This window comes from Glycomyces halotolerans (assembly GCF_054779575.1).
Genome location: NZ_BAAGXZ010000037.1, coordinates 1 through 18,323, shown reverse-complemented (window position 1 = coordinate 18,323; position 18,323 = coordinate 1). Strand labels below are relative to the sequence as shown.

Here is an 18,323-nt window from a genome sequence, read left to right as displayed (position 1 = left end):
CCAGCCAGGCCCGGACCGCGGAGTAGCCGTCGACCTCGCGGTGGATCCGCCAGGCTTGGGCCTCGATCACCTCGGCCAGCACACGAGCGTGCACCGAGTTGATGAGGGCGGCGGCCCTGTCGAGGTTGGTGTGGATGGCCTCGGACTTGACCGATCGCTCTTCGCTGCTGGGCCGGTTGCCTGCCATGTGCCACACCCCTCTCTCGCGGTGACCGGTGTTCGATCGTGCTGCCGGTTTCCGGTGGCTTGTTCGCCTGATACTTCAATGATCCCAGGTCAGGGCTGGTTTGCCATCACTCTTAGGGTGCGAATGCTTTCACGTTCCGGACCCGAACCGCCTGCAGCCCAAACAGAAAGCCGAGCGACACTCCAAACAGGCCCCGCCCGCCGCCGGTCCCGGCCACGACGACACGACCCCAACGACCCCGCTACCTCTTCGTCGCCGCCAAGAAACCCGCACCACCCACACACCCGACAGCCGAAGACAGGACCAGGGCCACGCTCCTACCTTGTCGTCGCCGCCAAAGACCGCGACCACCTCACCACCGGCAAGCCGTCAGCGCTCCCCTCTTTCCAAAGACACTTTTGCAAAGAAAAGTTTGCGATGCTAGCGTGAGTCCATGGAATGGAACAGCGTCAAGCGAGTGACGGACGCGGCCACCTTGAAGGCCGTCGCCCATCCACTTCGCGCGAAACTCCTCGGCTCCCTCCGCATGGAAGGCCCTGCCACCGCCAGCGAACTAGCCCGCAAGTTCGGTGAGAGCTCCGGATCCACCAGCTACCACCTTCGTGTCCTGGAGACCTTCGAGTTCATCGAAGAGGACCCTCAGCAGCCCAACGCCCGCGACCGTCGCTGGCGCGCCCTTCACCGCTTCACTTCCTGGAACGACCGCGACTTCGAAGACGATTCGGCCGGAGCCGAAGCGGCCCGGTTCATGCGCCGCGCACAGCTCGATCGCATCATCAGCGCCAGCGAGCAGTGGGAAGCGCAGAAGGACCGCTGGAACGAGGACTGGACCGCCTCCCTCGGCCACGGCGACATCGGCGCCCGACTCACCGCCGACTCGGTTCGCGAGGTCAGGGAACGGCTCTGGGAGCTGGTCGACGAGCTCGCCGAGCGCGACCGTGGCGATGACCGAGCTCGCCCGGTCCACATCTTCCTCGCCTCCTTCCCGCGGTCCGACCATGAAGGCTGATCTCGCCTCCCTCCGCCGCCAGTTCGTCCTCATCACGGTGCTGACTTGGCTTCCCATCGGCTTCGGTATGGCGGTCATGCTCCTGCTCATGGACTCGCGCGGCCTGAGTCTCCCGGTCATCGGCATGATCGTGTCGCTCTACGGGCTCTCCACGGCCCTGCTCGAGCTCCCGACCGGCGGCCTGGCCGATCTCGTCTCGCGCCGAGGCGTCCTGGCCGTCTCGGCGGGAGTCGGAGCGCTCGCGTTCAGTTGGGCGGCGGTCGCCGCGACTCCATGGGAGTTCGCTCTCATTTACCTGCTCATGGGATTGGCGCGGGCGCTGTCGAGCGGTCCGGCCGAGGCCTGGTACGTCGATTCGGTGCGGGCGGTGCGTTCCGACGGCGACATCTGCAAGGGCCTGGCCGCCGCGCGCGCGGCCAGCGCGGTCAGTCTCGGTGTCGGCACGGTCGGCGGCGGCGCGCTCGCCGTGTCGCTTCCGCTCGCGGACGAAGGTCTGGTGACCTCGCTCTCGGCGCCGATGCTCCTTTCGGCCCTGTTGAGTTCGGCGCTGCTCGTGGTGGCGCTGCGTTCCATGTGGGAGCCGGTCCGTCCCTCCGGGCGGGTGCGTCCGGTGGCGCTGCTGGCGGCGGTGCCGCGCACTGTTGCCGGAGGGGTCCGTCTGGGGATCCGCAATCGGGTCCTGTCGCGGCTGCTGCTCACGTTCGTGCCGATCGGGGTCGGGTTGATCGCGGTGGAGTTGCTGACGCCGGGCCGGCTGCTGGCGCTCACCGGCGACGCGGGGGCTTCGGCCAGCGCGTACGGGGTGATCACGGCGGTCGGATTCGCCGCGGCGGCGCTGGGTTCGGTCCTCAGTGGGCTGTTGGCGCGGTTGGTGGGCGGCAGTGCCGCTCGGGCCGCGGTCTGCGGGACGGCGGTGTCGTCGCTGGGTCTGGTGGCGCTGTTCGTGACGGGGGGTTTGTCGGGTGCGGCCGGCGTGGTCGCCACCGGGGGCGGTTACGCGCTGCTGTTCTTCGGTGCGGGGTTGCGGGGGCCGGTTCAGGCGGAGTTGGTCCACGGTCAGGTGGGGGCGGGTGAGCGTGCCACGGTGATTTCGATCGAGTCGCTGTTGATGCAGGCGAGCGGCAGCGCTGCGGCGTTGGTGCTTCCTTGGCTGGTGGGCGTGTGGTCGGTGCCTGGCGCGTGGTTGCTGGCCGGGGTGCTGCTGGCGGGTTCGACCGTGTTGTTCGCGGGGGCCGGCCGCGTTGAGCGGCCGGCGGCGAGTCTTCAGTCCAGGAGGTCGAGGACGTGGGTGAGGCCGCGTTCGCCGGTGCGCGGTTCGGACGGCAGCAGGTAGGCGCGCAGGCCGCAGGCGACCGCGCCGCCGTCGCGGGCGGCGTTGTCGCCGACCATGAGGGTGGCCCTGGGGTCGGCGCCGAGTTCCCGGCAGGCGGCGCGGAACAGTTCGGGGGACGGTTTCTCCTGGCCCAGCCGGTAGGAGAGGACGGTGCTGCCGATGAGGTCGTCGAGGTCGAAGTGCTTGAGGTGGACGCGCAGGTCCCAGGCGAAGTCGCTGACGATGCCGATGCGCAGGCCGCGCTCGTGGAGGGCGCGCAGCACCGGCTCGGTGTCGGGGTAGGGGGTCCAGGCGTCGGGGGCGCGCAGGGCCTCGTAGGCGGCGGTTTCGGCGTCGCGGAGGAAGTCGACGCGGCTCCACCAGGCGTGCATGGCTTCGCGGTGGCGTTCGGGCGAGAGGTCGCGGCCCTGCTGCGCCTCGGTGACTTCGGGTTCGCGGTAGGTCTGGGCCAGTCGGTCGGCGATGTGCTCGAGGTCGGTGTCGGACGGTTCGGGGCGGCCGGTGGCCTCGGCGGTGCGGCGCAGCCAGGTGTGGACGTCGATCATGTGGAAGATCGTGTTGCTGAAGTCGAACAGGACCGCTTCGACGGCCGGTGGCGGTGCGGCCATCTGGGCCTCGGTGGGCCGGTAGGCGGCGGCGCTCTCGAACAGGCTTCGGATCACTGGGGCTCCCGTGGTCGGCGGTCTCGACGGTATCGCCGGGTATCGGCGGCGGCGACGAATTTACTGCACTGGGAGCGGGCTCGGCGTCGGCCCGCGCGGGCGGTGACCGGTAACCGGGCGCCGGGGAGTCCGCGGTTCGTGGCCGCGTTCGATCCGTGAGAAGATGAGGCGGGGCGGCCCCGTGGGACTGTCGTGAAACGGCGGTTTCGGGGTCGCGGGTTGGGCCGAACCGGTGTGCAAACGTTTGCAGGCGGGATCGCCAGGTGCGTTGAAAACCGTCGCAATGCCGACGGATCATCAGATCGGGACACGGATCCACGCGGCGAACGGCGAAAGCGCGATCGCGATTTCTTCGCGCCCGCACTTGACCGCCTTGCAATCGCTTGCGTACTTTTAACAATGATCATCGATCCCAGCAGACTTGCAGAGGACCTCTCCCGTGGCCGTGACCATCAAGGACGTCGCCAGAGAAGCCCAGGTGCACATGTCCACCGTCTCTCGCGCCTTCTCCATGCCGCACCGGCTGCGCCCGGAGACCCGCACCCGGATCCTGGAGGCGGCCCGACGCCTGGGGTACCGGCCCAGCCGCGTGGCGCGCGCGCTCACCACCGGCCGCACCCACAACATCGGCTTCATCGTCGCCGACATCGCCAACCCCTTCTTCCCGCCGATGATCAAGGCCGCCGAGCACACCGCCCGCGCCCGCGACTACCACCTGTTCGTGGCCGACGCCTCCGAAGACCCGGCCATCGAGGCCGAACTGGTCGACGCGCTGGCCAAGCAGGTCGACGGGGTGGTGCTCTGCGCGCCGCGCATCTCGAACGCGAAGATCGAGCAGCTCAGTGAGAACATCCCGCTCGCGCTGGTCAACCGCAGGATCCCCGGGATCCCGTCGGTGACCATGGACGTCGTCCACGGCGCCAACCTCGCCATCAAGCACCTGCTCGACCTCGGCCACCGGAACCTGGCGTACGTGGCCGGTCCGCGCCGCTCGTGGACCAACACGCAGCTGCGCCGCGCGGTGACCACGGCCGCCGCCGACAGGGCGACCATGACCGTGCTCGGCCCCAACGCGCCGAACGCCGAAGCGGGCGTCGCCGCCGCCGAGCAGATCGCCCACAGCGGCGCCACGGCCGTCCTGGCCTACAACGACCTCATCGCGCTCGGCCTCATCGAGGGCCTCCACGACCGCGGGATCAGCGTCCCCGACGACGTGAGCGTCATCGGCATCGACGACACCGTGCTCGGCCGCCTCTCCCGGCCGAGGCTGACCACGATCACCGTCCCGACCGCCGACGCGGGCACCGCCGCGGTCGACCTGCTGCTGCAGTACACCGCCAGCGAGGAGACCGAGTCGGCCGCCCGCACGGCCGGACACGTGTCGCTGCCGACGCAGCTGATCACCCGCGACTCGACCGCGCCGCCGGCGCGGTGAGGCCCGTCCCTATTCGCCCGGCCAGGCCATCACGCCGACCTCGATCGCGTCGGCCAGCGCGGTGAGGGTGCGCAGCGGCACGTGGTCGACGCCGGCCTCGCGGAGGCCGACCAGCCAGGCGGCGACCACGATGAGGCCTTCGCTGGCGGGCCCGCCGTTGTCGAGGACGGATCGGACGTCGTCGATGAGGGTGGAGAGTCGGGCGGTCGAGTACGCGGCGTCGACCTGACCGTCCACTTGGAGCTCACGCACCTCGGTGCGCAGGCGGTCGCGGATCTGCTCGCCGCTGAGCAGGTCCACCTCGTTGGCGGGCACCCAGTTGAGCACGGGGGCCTTCGGTCGGTGTGAGTACTCCTTGGTCACCGCACCATGATCCCAGCACTGGGCCGGGTTCGGGGCGGGAGTGGCGATTCGGTCAGCGCCAGACGACTCTGAGGTTGTCTCGGTGGCCGAAGCGCTCGAGGTGGATGCCGAGGGCGTCGCGGAGATTGTGGAGTGAGGCGCCGTCGTCGGCGCTGACGAGCAGCGACAGGAAGTCGGGTCCATAGTTGACCAGGCCTTCGCCGATGCCGAAGCTGAGGCGGTAGCCGCCGGGCAGCGGCTCGACCTCGGCGCGCCGGCTGAAGTGGCGCGCGAGGTGGTCGGCGTAGCCGGCGGCCCGGTCGGTGACGACTCGGGCGGTGGACACCAGCATGACGCCGCGATCGTCTCGGAGGGTCTTCACGTTGCTCACCGTGCGCCTCCGCGGTCGCTCCGGCTGGACCTGACCGGGGCCGTGGGGGCGGTGCGCCGGGACAGGGGTCTGGCCATGGGGGAACTCCTTGTTCAATAGGGGTCGAAGCTGAGGCTAGCGAGCGGCGCCGATATTTGTCAATGACGACAACAAATATTTGTGCTCAATCGCAACAAATCCGTTTGCGCTGGCCGAATGGTCGTCGGTCCCGACCTCCTGCTCGGGCTCGGCGTCGCCGGCATCGAGCTGCCGCTGGGCGACCAGGCGGTCATGGCCACGTACGCGGCCGCGCAGCTGCTCATCGTCACCGGCTGCGTCCGGCGGCTCCCTTCGGAGCGCGCCTCGGTCCGGACGGAGCGGCCCGAAACGTCCAAAGGATAGGGTGACGGCATGGAGGCAGAGCGATCCGCGACCGAGCCGTCCACAGCGCCCGGAACCGAAAGCGCGCGGAAGGCCGACCACGTCCGGACCCTGGCGCGCGGCCTCGCGGTGATCCGCGCCTTCAACGCCGAACGGTCCGAACTGACTCTGAGTGAAGTCGCCAAGGAGACGGGACTGGCCAGGGCGGCGGCCCGCCGGTTCCTGCTGACGCTCGCCGACCTCGGCTACGTCCGCGCCGACGGGCGGCGCTTCGCGCTCACGCCGAGAGTCCTGGAGCTCGGCCTGGCCTACCTGTCGGGACTCGCTCTCCCCGTGGTGGCGCAGCCGCACCTGGAGGCCCTGGTCGCCGAGGTCGGCGAGCCGGCGGCGGTGGCGGTGCTCGACGGCGCCGAAGTGGTCTTCGTGTCCCGGGTGGCCACCTCGCGGATCATGCGCGCCGCCGTCAACGTCGGGACGCGCTTCCCGGCCCCGGCCACGTCGATGGGACGCGTGCTGCTGGCCGGGGTGCCTCCCGAGGAACTCGACGAGCGTCTGGAAGGGACCGCGCTCGAGGCGCTCACGCCCCACACCGTCACCGACGCCGACCGGCTGCGCGCCGAGATCGACAAGGCCCGCTCGCAGGGCTGGGCGTTCGTGGACCAGGAGCTGGAAATGGGAATGCGGGCGATCGCGGTGCCGATCCGAGACGCCGAAGGCCGGATGCTCGCGGCGATGAACCTCTGCACCGACTCCGACGGCGTCACGCTCGAATCGGCGCGGCGGGACCTGCTGGGGCCGATGCGGATCGCCGCCGAGCGGATCGAGGCCGACCTGGCCGCCGCGAGCTGAGCGTGAACGTGGCCCCGGACTCGCCGAAGGTGATCGCCAGCGATCTGGACGGCACGTTGCTCGGTGAGGGCGGCGCGTTCTCCGAGCGGTCGCGCCGGGCGCTGCGAGCGGCGCGGGAACGGGGCGTGCGGCTGGTGGCGGTGACCGCCCGGCCGCCGCGGGTCTTCGACGAGTGGCGAGCGCTCGCCTCGGTGCTGGACGCGGCGATCTGCTCGAACGGCGCCATCGTCTACTCCCCCGCCGACCGGGCGGTCATGGGGACTGCCGGGCTCGGCCGGTGGCCAGGCTGGCGAGGCGCTCGAGCGACTCGCGGTTGCGCGGCGCCACCAGGCGCGCCTGCACGGCCATGGGCACCATCACCGGCGGCCCCGCGATCGCCCGCTCGACCATGCGCATCACCGTCCGATCGGGGCCGTCCTCGAACAGCTCGAGCCGGATAATGGCCTCCCCGACCGGCCACATCCGCGCCCGCAGCACCAGCAGGCGCGGCCGATCGACTCTGAGGACCTCGGTGACGTCCTTGATGTGCAGCGGCCACGGCCCGATGTTGTGGTGGATCCGCGTTCCCTCGTCCGGCCAGCCGTCGTCGACCTCGCGGACATGGGACGCCCCGACCACCCAGGCCGGATAACTCCAGCCGTCGGCCAGGCGCTCGAAGACCTCGTCACGGCCGACCGACGTGCCGACCGTGACGTCGGCACTGGACTGGACTCGCACACCGCACCACCCGGATTCATCTCGCGACGTCTGCCACGTACCCGCACCGCGCGCGCCCAAACCTGCCGGGCGCGGACGCTGGCTCTGATGGCTCGGCCGCAGGAGCCGCCCGGGCCCCGGTCCGCTGAGCGCCTCGCTCGGGCCCGGGCGGCTCCGGCGCATCGCGTCGGCGACCTCGACGGCGGCCGCGACAGCATCATGGCGCGGCGACCAGCCGAGCTCCTGACCGGCGAGGGAGGCGTCCACCAGGCGCGCGCGTTCGGCCAGCTCCAGCCAGCCCGGGTGAAGCGGCTGCACACCCAGGCGCCAGGTCGGCCACGCGGCGGCCCGCAGCGCGGTCAGCGGCGCGGGAACGCAGAAACCGCCGAACGCGGCCGCGAGGTCGCGTGAGCCGAGGACCGGCTCGGCGGCGAGGTTGAAGGCCCCGGCCGACCGGCCCTCGACGATGGCGACGAGCGCCTCGGCCACGTCGGCGGCGTGGACCAGCTGCAGCCGCGCGCCCGGCCACAGCGGGACCGGCAGCGCCCCCGACCCGATCAGCCGCCGTGGCGTCCACCGGGGCAGCAGCCAGCCGGCCATCTGGTCGGCCGAGTCGGCCTGGACCGCGCCGCACGGCCGAATGCGGGCCACACGGGCCTGGGGACGCTCGCGGGCGAACCGGTCGAGCCGGTCCTCCAGGGCCGCCTTGTGGAGGCTGTAGGCAATCCTCGGGACGCCGCGGCGCGGCGCGCGCTCATCGACGCGCGCCCAGCGGTCGCCCGGGGAGTAGACCGCGGCCGAGGACGCGGCCACCAGGTGCGGCACCTCCGCGTCCGCCGCGGCGCTCAGCACGTTCGCGGTGCCGTCGAGGTTCGTGCGGGCCATGGGCGCGTCACCGGACAACGGATCGACCGCCCAGGCCAGATGCACGACCGCGTCGGCGCCGGCGAAGACCTCGGTCAGCGTCGAACGGGCGCCCGGCAGGCCGATGTCGCAGGCGATCCAGCGAACGCCCCGGTAAGGGCCGCGCCGGCCCGGCGGCCGCCGCGAGACGCCGGTGACGTCCCAGCCGCGGCCCGAGACCGCCCGCAGCAGCGCCGTACCGATGTTCCCGCCGGCGCCGACGACTACGACGTTCAACGCGGCCGGTCCTCGGCCGCCAGGTGCGCCGCGCGCCGCCCTGAGACCACCGCGCCCTCCATGCTGGACAGGTACCGCTGCCGGGTGTAGTCCCCGGCGAGGAACAGCCCCGGCACCGGGGTGCGCTGCGGCGGCCGGGCAGCCAGGTGCCCCGGCTCCAGCGACAGGAAGTCCTCCCGGAATGACACCACCCGGTGCCGCCGGATGCCGTCCAGAGGCAGTCCGAGGCGGTCGGCGCCGGCGCGGACCTTCGCGACGATCTCGTCTTCGGGCAGGCCGAGGAACCGGTCCGGCGAGCCGAGAATCACCGACAGGCGCCCGTCGGCGTGCCGGAACGTGGTCCGGGACTGCTCGCTGAAGCACGCCAGGGCCGTGCCGGGCCCGAAGGTGGCGCGGTCGACGCGCAGGCACGGCCGGTCCAGCTCGAACTGCACCGTCACCGCCGGCGTGGTCGGCGCGGCCAGGATCGCGGTGAATCCGGGATGCCCGGCCAGCGCCGGCCGCAGCAGCCGCTGCGCGGCCCCCAGGTCGGTGGCGACCACGACGTTGCGGGCCCGGATCGTCTCCTCGTCGGTCTCGGCGCCGGCGACCGCCTCGTCGGTGCCGAGCAGGCGGTCGGCCGGGGCTCCGGTGCGGACCAGGCCGCCTCGGGCTTCGATGGCCTCGGCGATCGGATCGCACATCACCTCGGTCATGCCGCCGGTGAACGCGCCGAGCCTGGTGCGGTGCACGGCGGGGAACGCCGAGGCGATGAGGCCGAAGAAGTTCGCGGCCGAGTACCGGTCGGGCGGCAGGAAGAACAGGCCGGTCGAGAACGGGGTGAGGACGTGCCGCTGCGCCCGCTGCGTGACGCTCCAGCGGCGCGCGTAGCGCGACAGGGTGTACCGGTCGAGCCGTTCGGGCGCGGTGACGTAGGAGCTCAGGCCCGCGGCGAGGAACGGCGCCAGCGACAGCAGGTCCGGCGGCGACAGGAGGCGCCAGTTCGCGAACGGTCCGAGCAGGGTCCGCAGAGGCCGGTGCAGCGGCGAGGCGCCGAGCACGGCCTCGACCGAGTCGGGGGCGCGGATCTGGAGTTCGTCCTCCCAGTGGACGAAGCGGTCGAGCCCGACGCCGGCTCGTTCGAGCAGCCGCGGCAGCGCCGGGTGGCATCCCAGGACGCGGTGGAGCCCGGACTCGACCGGCATCCCGCGCTCCGACCAGGAGGAGGCCCGGCCGCCGACGACCGGGCGGCTCTCGAGGACCATCACTTCACGTCCGGCGTCGGCCAGCTCGAACCCGCACGACAGGCCCGCCAGTCCCCCGCCGATCACCAGCGTCTCCACCTCGGTCACCGGGTGCGAATACCCGGCCTGGGCGGCGCCGACACGTGGTCAGCGGCGGCCGTAGAGGCTCCGGTGGGCCGAGGCGATCGCGGCCCGGTAGAGGCCGCCGGCGCGGCCGCTGCGGGCCAGCGCGGCGCGGGCGGCGTTCGCGCCGGGCGCGCCGTGCACCGCTCCGCCGGGGTGGGCCGAGGCGCTGGCGAGGAAGAGGCGGTCCATGACGGTGTCGGCCCGGCCGGTGCCGGGGGTGGGGCGGAAGACGAGTTGCTGGTGCACGGCGGCGGTGCCGCCGTTGATGGCGCCTTGGTCGAGGTTGCCGTCTATGGCCTCGAAGTCGGCCGGGCCGTGGACGGCGCTGCCGATGATGTGGCCTTCGAAGCCGGGTGCGTGCCGTTCGACGACCGACGCCATGTGGTCGGCGCAGCGGCGGACCTTGTCGGGGGTCCACCGCGTGCCGCGGGGCATCCGGGTGTAGGCCCAGGCCGATTCGGTGCCGTTCGGTGAGCGGGTGGGGTCGGCGGTGGTCATCTGTCCGAGCAGGATCATCGGGTCGGACGGTATGCGGCCGCTCGCGATTTCGGTGGTGGCTCGGGCGATGCCGTCGAGGTCGGTTCCGAGGTGGACGGTGCCGGCGTCGGCGGTGCCGGCGGCGGTCCACGGGATCGGCGCGCCGAGGGCCCATTCGACCTTGACGGTGGCCTGGTCCCATGCGAAGCCGGCCAGGTCGTTCTGGAGTCGGCGCGGCAGGTGCTCGAGTCCGATGAGGTCGGTGTAGAGGGACGGCGCCGAGACGTCGGCGATGACGGCGCGGCGGGCCCGGACCGGGTCGCCGTAGGCGTCGCGGACGCCGAGGGCGATTCCGCGGGCGTGCAGGACTCGCGCGACCGGGCGGCCGCAGTCGAGGGTGCCGCCGTGGGCCTCGAGGCGTTTGACGAGCGCGTCGATCAGGCGCTCGGCGCCGCCTTCGGGGACGGGGAAGCCGAGGTCCTGGCCGATCATGCTCAGCAGCCAGCCGAACGCGCCGCTGCCGGTCTCGTCGGGCCCGAGGCCGGAGTGCATCGCGTTGCCGGCCAGGAGGACTCGGGCTCCGTCGCCGGTGAAGCGCTCGTCGGCGAGCCGCCGGGCCGGGAGGGCGAGCATGCGGGCCAGGCGGAGTGCGTCGCCGGAGCCGAGGGCGCGCAGCAGGCTCGCGGCGGCCCGCACCGGAGGGAAGGGACGCATGATCGCCTCGAGGAGCGGTTCGCGGACCCGGCGCCAGCGGTCGTACTCCTCGCGCCAGGCGTCGCCGTCGGCGGGCGCGAACTCGGACAGCGAGCGGGCGGTCAGGTCGAGGTCGGTCGACAGCAGCGCGGCCCGGTCGTCGGGCAGGACGTGGGCGAGCACGGCGGGGGCGCGCCGCCACCGCAGCCCGTACCGCTCGAGGCCGAGTTCGCGGATGACCGGGGAGGCCGCGGCCATGGGATAGAAGGAGCTGCCGAGGTCGCTGCGGAAGCCGGGCGCGGCGACCTCCTCGGTGCGCACCGCGCCGCCGGGGCTCGCCGCGGCCTCGAGGACCGCGACCTCCCAGCCGGCTTCGGCCAGGATGTTCGCCGCCACCAGGCCGTTGGGCCCGGCCCCGATCACGACCGCGTCGACCGTCTCTCCCACACCACGCCTCTCGCACCGTTCCGCTGCTTCCAGGTCTGGTACCCCGCCACGGCCGGATAACGCGTCTCAGGCGGCGGCCGCTCGCGACCGCCTGTAGGCGTTCTCCGGGTGTTCACGCGTCGTTGGTGGTACGGCACCGCACCGGCGCATAGCGTCCGGAGACGAGAGCCGCCGGGCGGGGCGACCCCTATTTCCCCGCCGCGGTGAAACTCGATCCCGCAAGACTGTTTTGGAGCTGCCATGCGCCCCCGATCCTCTGACAACCGGCTCAAGCTGCCGCTGCTCACCTCCCATCAGGGAGGGCGGTCGGCGATGACGTGCGCCTACCGCTGCGGCAACGCCTGCAGCCACCCCGCACCGAACACTTCGGACAACTCGTATCTGGGCGACCTCATCGCCCAGGCCGTCTCGCGCCGGAACCTCTTCCGCGCCGGCGCGGTCGTCACGATCGGCGCCGGCGCCGCCGGGGCGCTGGCCGCGCCCGCCTCGGCCGGTGCCGACACCGCCGCCGGCGCCCACGCCCACCGCGGGAAGGGCCCGAGGGGCCTGGACTTCGAACCGGTCGCGCCCAACACCGCCGACCAGGTCACCGTCCCGCCCGGCTACCGGCAGCAGGTCGTGATCCGCTGGGGCGACCCGGTGCTCGCCGGCGCCCCCGAGTTCGACCCCGAGGACCAGACCGCCGAAGCGCAGGCCGCGCAGTTCGGCTACAACTGCGACTACCTGGCGCTGCTGCACTACCGCTGGTGGTCGAACGAGCGGGTGCTGGTCGCCAACCACGAGTACACCGACGAAGAGCTCATGTTCGCGGGCTACGACGGCGACGCCCCCACCCGCGAGCAGGTGGAGATCGCCTGGGCCGCGCACGGCCTGTCGGTGGTCGTCCTCGACGCCGACCGCCGCACCGGCGACCTCACGCCCGTGGTCGGCCATGAGCTGAACCGGCGGATCACCGCGACCACGCCGTTCGAGGTCACCGGCCCGGCGGCCGGATCGGACCTGCTCAAGACCGCCGCCGACCCGACCGGCGCCACCGTGCTGGGCACGCTGAACAACTGCGGCGGCGGCACCACCCCGTGGGGCACGGTGCTGACGGCCGAGGAGAACTTCAACCAGTACTTCGCGAACGCCGACGCGGTCGCCGATGCCGAGGCGCGGGCGCGCCTGAGCCGCTACGGGCTCTCCGGCGGCGCCAGCGGCCGCAAATGGGAACGGTTCGACGACCGATTCGACATCGCCAAGGAGCCCAACGAGGTCAACCGGTTCGGCTGGATCGTCGAGATCGACCCCTACGACCCGGACTCGACGCCGAAGAAGCGCACCGCGCTCGGCCGGTTCAAGCACGAGGCCGCCGAACCGCGCCTGACCCGCGACGGCCGCGTGGTCGTCTACATGGGCGACGACGAGCGGTTCGACTACTTCTACAAGTTCGTCTCCAAGGACCGGATGAAGTGGGGGCACTCAGGGCGCGCCCGGCGGCACAACCTGGGCCTGCTCGACGAGGGCACGCTCTACGTCGCCAAGTTCTCCGGCAACAGCCCCGAGGCCGAGATCGACGGCTCCGGCGACCTGCCTTCGGACGGGGCCTTCGACGGCACCGGCGAGTGGATCGCGCTGGCCGGCGGCGACGAGTCGTTCGTGGAGGGCATGAGCGCCGAGGAGGTGTACGTCTACACGCGCCTGGCGGCCGACAAGGTCGGGGCGACCAAGATGGACCGCCCCGAGGACGTGCAGCCGCACCCGTACTCCGGGAAGGTGTACGTCGCGCTGACGAACAACTCCCGCCGCGGCGCGGCGGGCCAGCCCGGCGCCGATGAGGCCAACCCGCGCAACGGCAACCGGCACGGCCAGGTGCTCGAGTTGACCGAGCGGCGCGGCGACGCCGCCGAGACGGCGTTCTCGTGGAACCTGCTGCTGGTGTGCGGCGACCCCGAGGACTCGGCCTCGTACTACGGCGGGTTCCCCAAGGACCAGGTCAGCCCGATCTCGTGCCCGGACAACGTCGCGTTCGACCCGCACGGGAACCTGTGGATCTCCACCGACGGCAACGCGCTGGGCTCCAATGACGGCCTGTTCGGCGTCGCGCTCGAGGGCGAGCACCGGGGCCAGGTCAAGCAGTTCCTCACCGTCCCGCTCGGGGCCGAGACCTGCGGGCCGGTCATCGAGCACGACCGTGTCCTGGTCGCCGCGCAGCACCCCGGCGAGGTCGACGGCGCCAGCTACGAGGAGCCGGCCTCGTCGTGGCCGGACGGTCCGGGGACGCTCCCCCGGCCGTCCGTGGTCAACGTGACCCGGGAGGGCCACGGCCGCATCGGCCGCTGACGGCGGACGAGCGAGGGGCGGCCGGATTCTCCGGCCGCCCCTCGCTCGTCGTTCAGGACCGGTCGACCAGTTCTCTCAGCAGGTTCTGGACGCGCCGGTCGATGTCGTCGCGGATGCGGCGGACGGCTTCGAGCCCCTGCCCGGCCGGGTCCTCGAGCTCCCAGTCGAGGTACCGCTTGCCCGGGTAGATCGGGCAGGCGTCGCCGCAGCCCATGGTGATGACGACGTCGGAGGCTCGGACGGCCTCGTCGGTCAGGGGTTTGGGGAACTCCTTGGAGATGTCGAGGCCGAGCTCGTCGAGCGCTTCGACGACGGCCGGGTTGACTTCGTCGGCGGGCGCGGAGCCGGCCGAGCGGACGACGACCTTCCCGGCGGCGTGGTGGTCGAGGAGGGCGGCGGCCATCTGCGAGCGTCCGGCGTTGTGGACGCATACGAACAGGACCTCGGGTTCGCGGTTCACACGGGTTCCTTTCACGGCTTTGTTCGGATCGGCACGGCGGTGCGGTCGGCGAAGAGTCGGCGAGCCCACAGGCTGACGTAGACGAGGCCGACCAGGACCGGGACTTCGATGAGCGGTCCGACCACGCCGGCGAGGGCCTGGCCGGAGGCGGCTCCGAAGGTCGCGATCGCCACGGCGATGGCCAGCTCGAAGTTGTTGCCGGCGGCGGTGAAGGCGAGGGTCGTGGTGCGTTCGTAGCCCAGGCCGATGACTTTGCCGAGGGCGAAGGACCCGGCCCACATAGCCGCGAAGTAGGCCAGGAGCGGCACCGCGATGCGGGCGACGTCGCCGGGTCGGGCGGTGATCGCCTCGCCTTGCAGGGCGAAGAGCACGACGATGGTGAACAGCAGGCCGTAGAGCGCGAACGGGCCGATCTTGGGGAGGAATTTCGACTCGTACCAGGCGCGGCCTCGGCGGCGTTCGCCGAAGCGGCGGGTGAGGTAGCCGGCGGCGAGGGGCACGCCGAGGAAGACCGCGACGTTGAGGGCGATCTCCCAGCCGGAGACGTCCAGGCCCGTCGAGTCGAGGCCGAGCCAGCGCGGGAGGGCGTCGAGGTAGAGCCAGCCGAGGGCGCCGAAGGCGATCACTTGGAACACGGAGTTGAGGGCGACGAGGACGGCGGCGGCTTCGCGGTCGCCGCAGGCGAGGTCGTTCCAGATGATGACCATCGCGATGCAGCGGGCGAGGCCGACGATGATCAGGCCGGTGCGGAACTCGGGAAGGTCGGGCAGGAAGGTCCACGCGAGGGCGAACATCAGGGCCGGGCCGATCAGCCAGTTGAGGGCGATCGAGGAGGCCAGGAGCCGCTTGTCGGCGGTGACCGAGTCGAGTTTGTCGTAGCGGACCTTGGCGAGGACCGGGTACATCATGAGCAGGAGCCCGGCGGCGATCGGCAGGGAGATGCCGCCGATCTGGATCGCGTCGAGCGCTCCGGCGATGCCGGGGATCCATCTGCCGAGGGCGATGCCGGCGAGCATGGCCGCGCCGATCCACACCGGCAGGTACCGGTCGAGGGTGGACAGTCGGGCGGCGGGGTCGGGGGCGGTGCGGCGGACGTCGGCGCTCATGCGGCGGTTCCGGCGCCGAGCTCGGCGGGCACGGCCAGGAGTTCGGAGAGGCGGGCGAGCATGGACGGTTCGGCGCGGTAGTAGACCCAGGTGCCGCGGCGCTGGGAGGTGACCAGTCCGGCTTCGCGCAGCACTTTGAGGTGGTGGGAGATGGTGGGGGGGCTGAGGTCGAAGGAGCCGGTGAGTTCGCATACGCAGGCTTCGCCGCCGGCGCGGGAGGCGATGAGGGACAGCAGCCGCAGCCGGACGGGGTCGCCGAGGGCCTTGAAGGCGGCGGCCGGGCGCGCGGCGGCGTCGGGGGTCACCGGTTCGCGGACCATGGGGACGGCGCAGCCGGCGTCGGCGAGCGGCAGGCTTCGGCTCGGTGCTTGATTCGACATGCACCTAATTTAACGTCTGTCGAATCAAGGGGCGAGCGGGCGATGCGAATCGTGGGTGAGCGCACTGCGGACGGCGCGGCCGCGCCGGGCCGCGCCGTCCGGTGCGATCATTCGCGGGACTCTACGGTGCAGTCCGACTCGGGGACGACGACGGCTTCGTGGCCGTCCTCGTGGCGGACCCGGTACGGCGGTTCGCCGTTCTCGCCGAGCACCGCGAGCACCTCAGCGGTGTGGTCCTTCATGCCGACCTGTCGCCCGTGGAATCGCAGTCGGTCTCCGGTCTTCGCGTGCACGGTCCTCACCACCTCTTCGCGTGCGGCCTCTCGCCGCACTTCACGTCGTCGGCCGGTTGCTGCTTCCAGCGTAGGGGGAGGCGGGGTCGGGCGCGGCTACTTCAGGGCTCCGGCTCGGCGCAGGTCGTCGGCGATCGCGGTGAGGACGCGGCCGGGGTCGGGACTGAAGTAGAAGTGGCCGCCGGCGAAGACGCGTAGCGTGTAGTCGCCGTCGATCTCCCGGCCCCAGCCGAGGACCGCCTTCGGGGGCGCTTCAGGGTCGTCGCGCCCGGCGTAGAGGGTGGCGGGGCAGGTGAGGGCCGGGCCGTTCAGCGGCCGGTAGCGCTCGTTGAGGCGGAAGTCGGCTCGGAGGGCGGGCAGGATCATCTCGACCATGTCGGGCCGTTCGAGGATCTCGCCGGGGATGCCGCCGAGCGCGGCGACGCCGTCGACGAAGCCGCGGTCGTCGCGGTCGCTGATCGGCGGGCGCAGCGCGGCCGTGGCGGGGCCGCGGCGGCCGGAGAGGAACAGGGCGGCGGGGGGCGCGCTCGACTGGAGGGCGCGCGCGGTCTCGTACGCCAGCAGGGCGCCCATGCTGTGCCCGAAGAGGGCGTAGGGGCGGTCGAGGTGGGTCTCGACGGCGCGGGCGAGGTCGCCGACGAGGGTTCGCAGGTCGGTGCGGGGGGATTCGCGCAGGCGGGATTCGCGTCCGGGCAGGAGGATCGGGTGGACGCTGAACGGCGTGCCGGGGTGGACGGTCCAGGGGCGGTAGAAGGCGGTGCCCGCTCCGGCGGGTGGGAGGCAGAACAGCCGGAGCGGGACGTCGGGGTCGGCGTGGGCGCGCGGGAGCCAGGCGCCGTTCGGGTCGGCGGTGCGGGCGTTCACCGGTCGGCTCCTGTCGCGGCGGGGTGTCCGATGACGAGGCTGGAGCGGAAGCCGCCGAAGCCGAAGCCGTTGGAGAGCGCCCAGGCCGCTTCGGGGAGGGGTTCGGCGTCGGCCGGGAGGCGGACGTCGTCGCGGGCGGGTTTGCGCAGGCGCGGGTTGCCGTGGGCGGTGGCGGCGGCGAGTTGGAGCGCGGTCGCGGCCGCTTCGACCACGCCGGCGGCGGTGAGGCCGTGGCCGGTGAGGGCTTTGGTGGCGTTGACGAGTGGGGCGTGGTGCGGGTCGGGCCACAGGCTCGCGACGGCGGCGAGTTCGGAGGCGTCGCCGCGTGCCGAGCCGGTGCCGTGGGCGTTGACGTAGGCGATGTCGGCGGGCGTGAGGCCGGCGTGGTCGATGGCGCGGCGCATGGTGTCGGCGGCGTTGCCGGGGTGGGGTTCGGGTCCCGATGTGGCGTCGAGACCGGCGAGGTGCCCGGCGAGGTGGGCGAGGACGGTGGCGGCGCGTTCGGCGGCGCTGCGGCGGGATTCGAGGACGAGGGCGGCGGCGGCCGGGCCGGGTGTGAATCCAGCGGTGTCGGTGTCGAAGGGGCGGCAGGGTTCGGCGGCCGCGAGGGCGCCGATGTTGCGGTAGCCGTGGAGTTCGCGGTCGGTGAGTTCGGCCGGTGGTGCCAGGACCAGGCACGCGTCGGCGGCTCCGGTGGCGATGAGGCCGGCGGCGGCGATGATCGCGAGGTTGCCGGAGGCGGAGGCGGCCCCGACGGTGTGGCCGACGCCGGTGACGCCGAGCAGTTCGGAGACGGTGCCGATGTGGTCGGTGTCGTAGCGGCGCAGGGCGAAGCGGGTGTCCTGGTAGCGGGGGTTCCGGTCGTAGAGGCTGCGGCTGCGGTCGAGGTAGGCGTCGGCGAGGTTGTGTCCTGACAGGACGATGCCGATGCGGCCGGGGTCGAGCGGGGCGGTGTGGAGGCGCGCGTGCGTCCAGGCTTCCATGGCGACCGCGCAGGCGATCGCGGCGGCCGGGGTGGCGCGGGCCAGGGCGCGGGCGGCGGTTTCGAGGCCGGGCGGCACGGGGCAGCTCGCATCGAGCGGCGCGGTGGTCCAGTGCGGCCCCGAGCGGGCGAAGGCGGTGCGTCCGGAAAGGAGGGCGCGCTCGAAGGTCTCGCGGTCGGGGCCGATGGCGGTGCGCACCCCGATGCCGGTGATGGCGACCGGGGTCATCTAAATCCCTCCGAGGAAACCCCGGCCTTCAGGCCGGGGAGGAATCGGACTCCTGCGGAGCAGGTCACAGAGCGGCGAAGACGACGCCTTCGCCGCCTGCCCACCCCAATGTCCGTCTTACAACGCCTACATATATATTGTGAGATATGAGTGTCCAAGCGCGGCATCGGGCTTACCGGTTCCGGTGCTACCCGACGAGCGAGCAGGCCGAGAACCTGCGCCGCACGTTCGGGTGCGCGCGATTGGTCTACAACAAGACCCTCGAATACCGGCACAAGGCGTACTTTCGCCGGGGCGAGAGCGTCAACTACCACCAG

Annotated in this window: 20 protein-coding genes and 1 pseudogene; 8 read left to right on the top strand and 13 right to left on the bottom strand. The window is 72.3% G+C overall.

The window, feature by feature from the left end:
- Window positions 1–187 (bottom strand): hypothetical protein (locus ACYVL2_RS19710; RefSeq protein ID WP_460546520.1); only part of this gene is annotated, 187 nt, incomplete at its 3' end.
- 433 nt (window positions 188–620) lie between these two features.
- On the opposite strand from ACYVL2_RS19710, the gene ACYVL2_RS19705 reads away from it, so the two are divergent.
- Together ACYVL2_RS19705 and ACYVL2_RS19700 are read left to right on the top strand one after the other, a co-directional pair.
- A complete protein-coding gene (locus ACYVL2_RS19705; protein ID WP_460546519.1) occupies window positions 621–1,196 on the top strand; it encodes a winged helix-turn-helix domain-containing protein in 576 nt (191 codons plus the stop codon).
- The gene (locus ACYVL2_RS19700) at window positions 1,186–2,529 is read left to right on the top strand and encodes an MFS transporter (protein WP_460546518.1); all 1,344 of its coding nucleotides are present in this window, start codon (window positions 1,186–1,188) and stop codon (window positions 2,527–2,529) included. Before ACYVL2_RS19705 ends, ACYVL2_RS19700 begins: the two co-directional genes overlap by 11 nt.
- Here the strand turns inward: ACYVL2_RS19700 and ACYVL2_RS19695 are convergent.
- Window positions 2,460–3,191 (bottom strand): HAD family hydrolase, encoded by a 732-nt coding sequence (locus ACYVL2_RS19695; RefSeq protein ID WP_460546517.1) that lies wholly within the window; start codon window positions 3,189–3,191, stop codon window positions 2,460–2,462. The genes ACYVL2_RS19700 and ACYVL2_RS19695 overlap by 70 nt on opposite strands.
- A 439-nt stretch (window positions 3,192–3,630) precedes the next feature.
- On the opposite strand from ACYVL2_RS19695, the gene ACYVL2_RS19690 reads away from it, so the two are divergent.
- Entirely contained in the window at window positions 3,631–4,626 is a 996-nt protein-coding gene (locus ACYVL2_RS19690; protein WP_460546516.1) for a LacI family DNA-binding transcriptional regulator, read from the top strand.
- A gap of 9 nt (window positions 4,627–4,635) precedes the next feature.
- Here ACYVL2_RS19690 and ACYVL2_RS19685 read toward each other — a convergent pair whose 3' ends face one another.
- A complete protein-coding gene (locus ACYVL2_RS19685) occupies window positions 4,636–4,989 on the bottom strand; it encodes a hypothetical protein (protein WP_460546515.1) in 354 nt (117 codons plus the stop codon).
- 52 nt (window positions 4,990–5,041) lie between these two features.
- Entirely contained in the window at window positions 5,042–5,359 is a 318-nt protein-coding gene (locus tag ACYVL2_RS19680) for a DUF2218 domain-containing protein (protein ID WP_460546514.1), read from the bottom strand.
- 195 nt (window positions 5,360–5,554) lie between these two features.
- Between ACYVL2_RS19680 and ACYVL2_RS19675 the strand changes: the two genes are divergently transcribed.
- The 3 genes and pseudogenes from ACYVL2_RS19675 to ACYVL2_RS19665 form a co-directional block, all read left to right on the top strand.
- Entirely contained in the window at window positions 5,555–5,740 is a 186-nt protein-coding gene (locus tag ACYVL2_RS19675) for a hypothetical protein (protein ID WP_460546513.1), read from the top strand.
- A 9-nt stretch (window positions 5,741–5,749) separates the two neighbouring features.
- Window positions 5,750–6,568 (top strand): IclR family transcriptional regulator, encoded by an 819-nt coding sequence (locus ACYVL2_RS19670; protein WP_460546512.1) that lies wholly within the window; start codon window positions 5,750–5,752, stop codon window positions 6,566–6,568.
- A gap of 2 nt (window positions 6,569–6,570) precedes the next feature.
- Window positions 6,571–6,801: pseudogene (locus tag ACYVL2_RS19665) on the top strand (HAD family hydrolase); the annotation flags it as partial.
- A gap of 19 nt (window positions 6,802–6,820) precedes the next feature.
- Here ACYVL2_RS19665 and ACYVL2_RS19660 read toward each other — a convergent pair.
- The 3 genes from ACYVL2_RS19660 to ACYVL2_RS19650 are packed head-to-tail and all read right to left on the bottom strand — an operon-like array spanning window position 6,821 to window position 11,370.
- On the bottom strand, window positions 6,821–8,404 hold the full coding sequence (locus ACYVL2_RS19660) for an NAD-dependent epimerase/dehydratase family protein (RefSeq protein WP_460546511.1): 1,584 nt from the start codon (window positions 8,402–8,404) through the stop codon (window positions 6,821–6,823).
- The gene (locus ACYVL2_RS19655) at window positions 8,401–9,735 is read right to left on the bottom strand and encodes a hydroxysqualene dehydroxylase (protein ID WP_460546510.1); all 1,335 of its coding nucleotides are present in this window, start codon (window positions 9,733–9,735) and stop codon (window positions 8,401–8,403) included. Before ACYVL2_RS19655 ends, ACYVL2_RS19660 begins: the two co-directional genes overlap by 4 nt.
- Before the next feature lie 39 nt (window positions 9,736–9,774).
- Window positions 9,775–11,370: a phytoene desaturase family protein gene (locus tag ACYVL2_RS19650; protein ID WP_460546509.1), complete on the bottom strand. Its 1,596-nt coding sequence runs from the start codon at window positions 11,368–11,370 to the stop codon at window positions 9,775–9,777.
- A gap of 240 nt (window positions 11,371–11,610) precedes the next feature.
- Between ACYVL2_RS19650 and ACYVL2_RS19645 the strand changes: the two genes are divergently transcribed.
- Window positions 11,611–13,692: a PhoX family protein gene (locus ACYVL2_RS19645; RefSeq protein ID WP_460546508.1), complete on the top strand. Its 2,082-nt coding sequence runs from the start codon at window positions 11,611–11,613 to the stop codon at window positions 13,690–13,692.
- Between the two features lie 52 nt (window positions 13,693–13,744).
- Here the strand turns inward: ACYVL2_RS19645 and ACYVL2_RS19640 are convergent, their stop codons facing one another.
- From ACYVL2_RS19640 to ACYVL2_RS19615, 6 genes are all read right to left on the bottom strand, one after another.
- Window positions 13,745–14,152 (bottom strand): low molecular weight phosphatase family protein, encoded by a 408-nt coding sequence (locus ACYVL2_RS19640; protein ID WP_460546507.1) that lies wholly within the window; start codon window positions 14,150–14,152, stop codon window positions 13,745–13,747.
- Between the two features lie 11 nt (window positions 14,153–14,163).
- Window positions 14,164–15,258: an arsenic resistance protein gene (gene arsB / locus ACYVL2_RS19635; protein WP_460546506.1), complete on the bottom strand. Its 1,095-nt coding sequence runs from the start codon at window positions 15,256–15,258 to the stop codon at window positions 14,164–14,166.
- Window positions 15,255–15,638 carry an ArsR/SmtB family transcription factor gene (locus ACYVL2_RS19630; protein ID WP_460546505.1) on the bottom strand — a complete coding sequence of 128 codons (384 nt, stop codon included), beginning with the start codon at window positions 15,636–15,638 and terminating at the stop codon, window positions 15,255–15,257. The genes arsB and ACYVL2_RS19630 overlap by 4 nt, the downstream gene beginning before the upstream one ends.
- 107 nt (window positions 15,639–15,745) lie before the next feature.
- Window positions 15,746–15,931 (bottom strand): DUF1918 domain-containing protein, encoded by a 186-nt coding sequence (locus ACYVL2_RS19625; RefSeq protein ID WP_460546503.1) that lies wholly within the window; start codon window positions 15,929–15,931, stop codon window positions 15,746–15,748.
- A 96-nt stretch (window positions 15,932–16,027) separates the two neighbouring features.
- On the bottom strand, window positions 16,028–16,795 hold the full coding sequence (locus ACYVL2_RS19620; protein ID WP_460546502.1) for a thioesterase II family protein: 768 nt from the start codon (window positions 16,793–16,795) through the stop codon (window positions 16,028–16,030).
- Window positions 16,792–18,006: a beta-ketoacyl-[acyl-carrier-protein] synthase family protein gene (locus tag ACYVL2_RS19615; RefSeq protein ID WP_460546501.1), complete on the bottom strand. Its 1,215-nt coding sequence runs from the start codon at window positions 18,004–18,006 to the stop codon at window positions 16,792–16,794. The genes ACYVL2_RS19620 and ACYVL2_RS19615 overlap by 4 nt, the downstream gene beginning before the upstream one ends.
- Window positions 18,007–18,152: 146 nt before the next feature.
- On the opposite strand from ACYVL2_RS19615, the gene ACYVL2_RS19610 reads away from it, so the two are divergent.
- A partial coding sequence (locus tag ACYVL2_RS19610) for a helix-turn-helix domain-containing protein (RefSeq protein ID WP_460546521.1) occupies window positions 18,153–18,323 on the top strand: 171 nt, incomplete at its 3' end.

Excerpts from the sequence above, each read along its gene's own strand:
- ACYVL2_RS19630 (WP_460546505.1), bottom strand. The coding sequence starts at position 15,638 with ATGTCGAATCAAGCACCGAGCCGAAGCCTGCCGCTCGCCGACGCCGGC.
- ACYVL2_RS19675 (WP_460546513.1), top strand. The coding sequence starts at position 5,555 with ATGGTCGTCGGTCCCGACCTCCTGCTCGGGCTCGGCGTCGCCGGCATC.
- arsB (WP_460546506.1), bottom strand. The coding sequence starts at position 15,258 with ATGAGCGCCGACGTCCGCCGCACCGCCCCCGACCCCGCCGCCCGACTG.
- ACYVL2_RS19700 (WP_460546518.1), top strand. The coding sequence starts at position 1,186 with ATGAAGGCTGATCTCGCCTCCCTCCGCCGCCAGTTCGTCCTCATCACG.
- ACYVL2_RS19670 (WP_460546512.1), top strand. The coding sequence starts at position 5,750 with ATGGAGGCAGAGCGATCCGCGACCGAGCCGTCCACAGCGCCCGGAACC.
- ACYVL2_RS19705 (WP_460546519.1), top strand. The coding sequence starts at position 621 with ATGGAATGGAACAGCGTCAAGCGAGTGACGGACGCGGCCACCTTGAAG.
- ACYVL2_RS19615 (WP_460546501.1), bottom strand. The coding sequence starts at position 18,006 with ATGACCCCGGTCGCCATCACCGGCATCGGGGTGCGCACCGCCATCGGC.
- ACYVL2_RS19645 (WP_460546508.1), top strand. The coding sequence starts at position 11,611 with ATGCGCCCCCGATCCTCTGACAACCGGCTCAAGCTGCCGCTGCTCACC.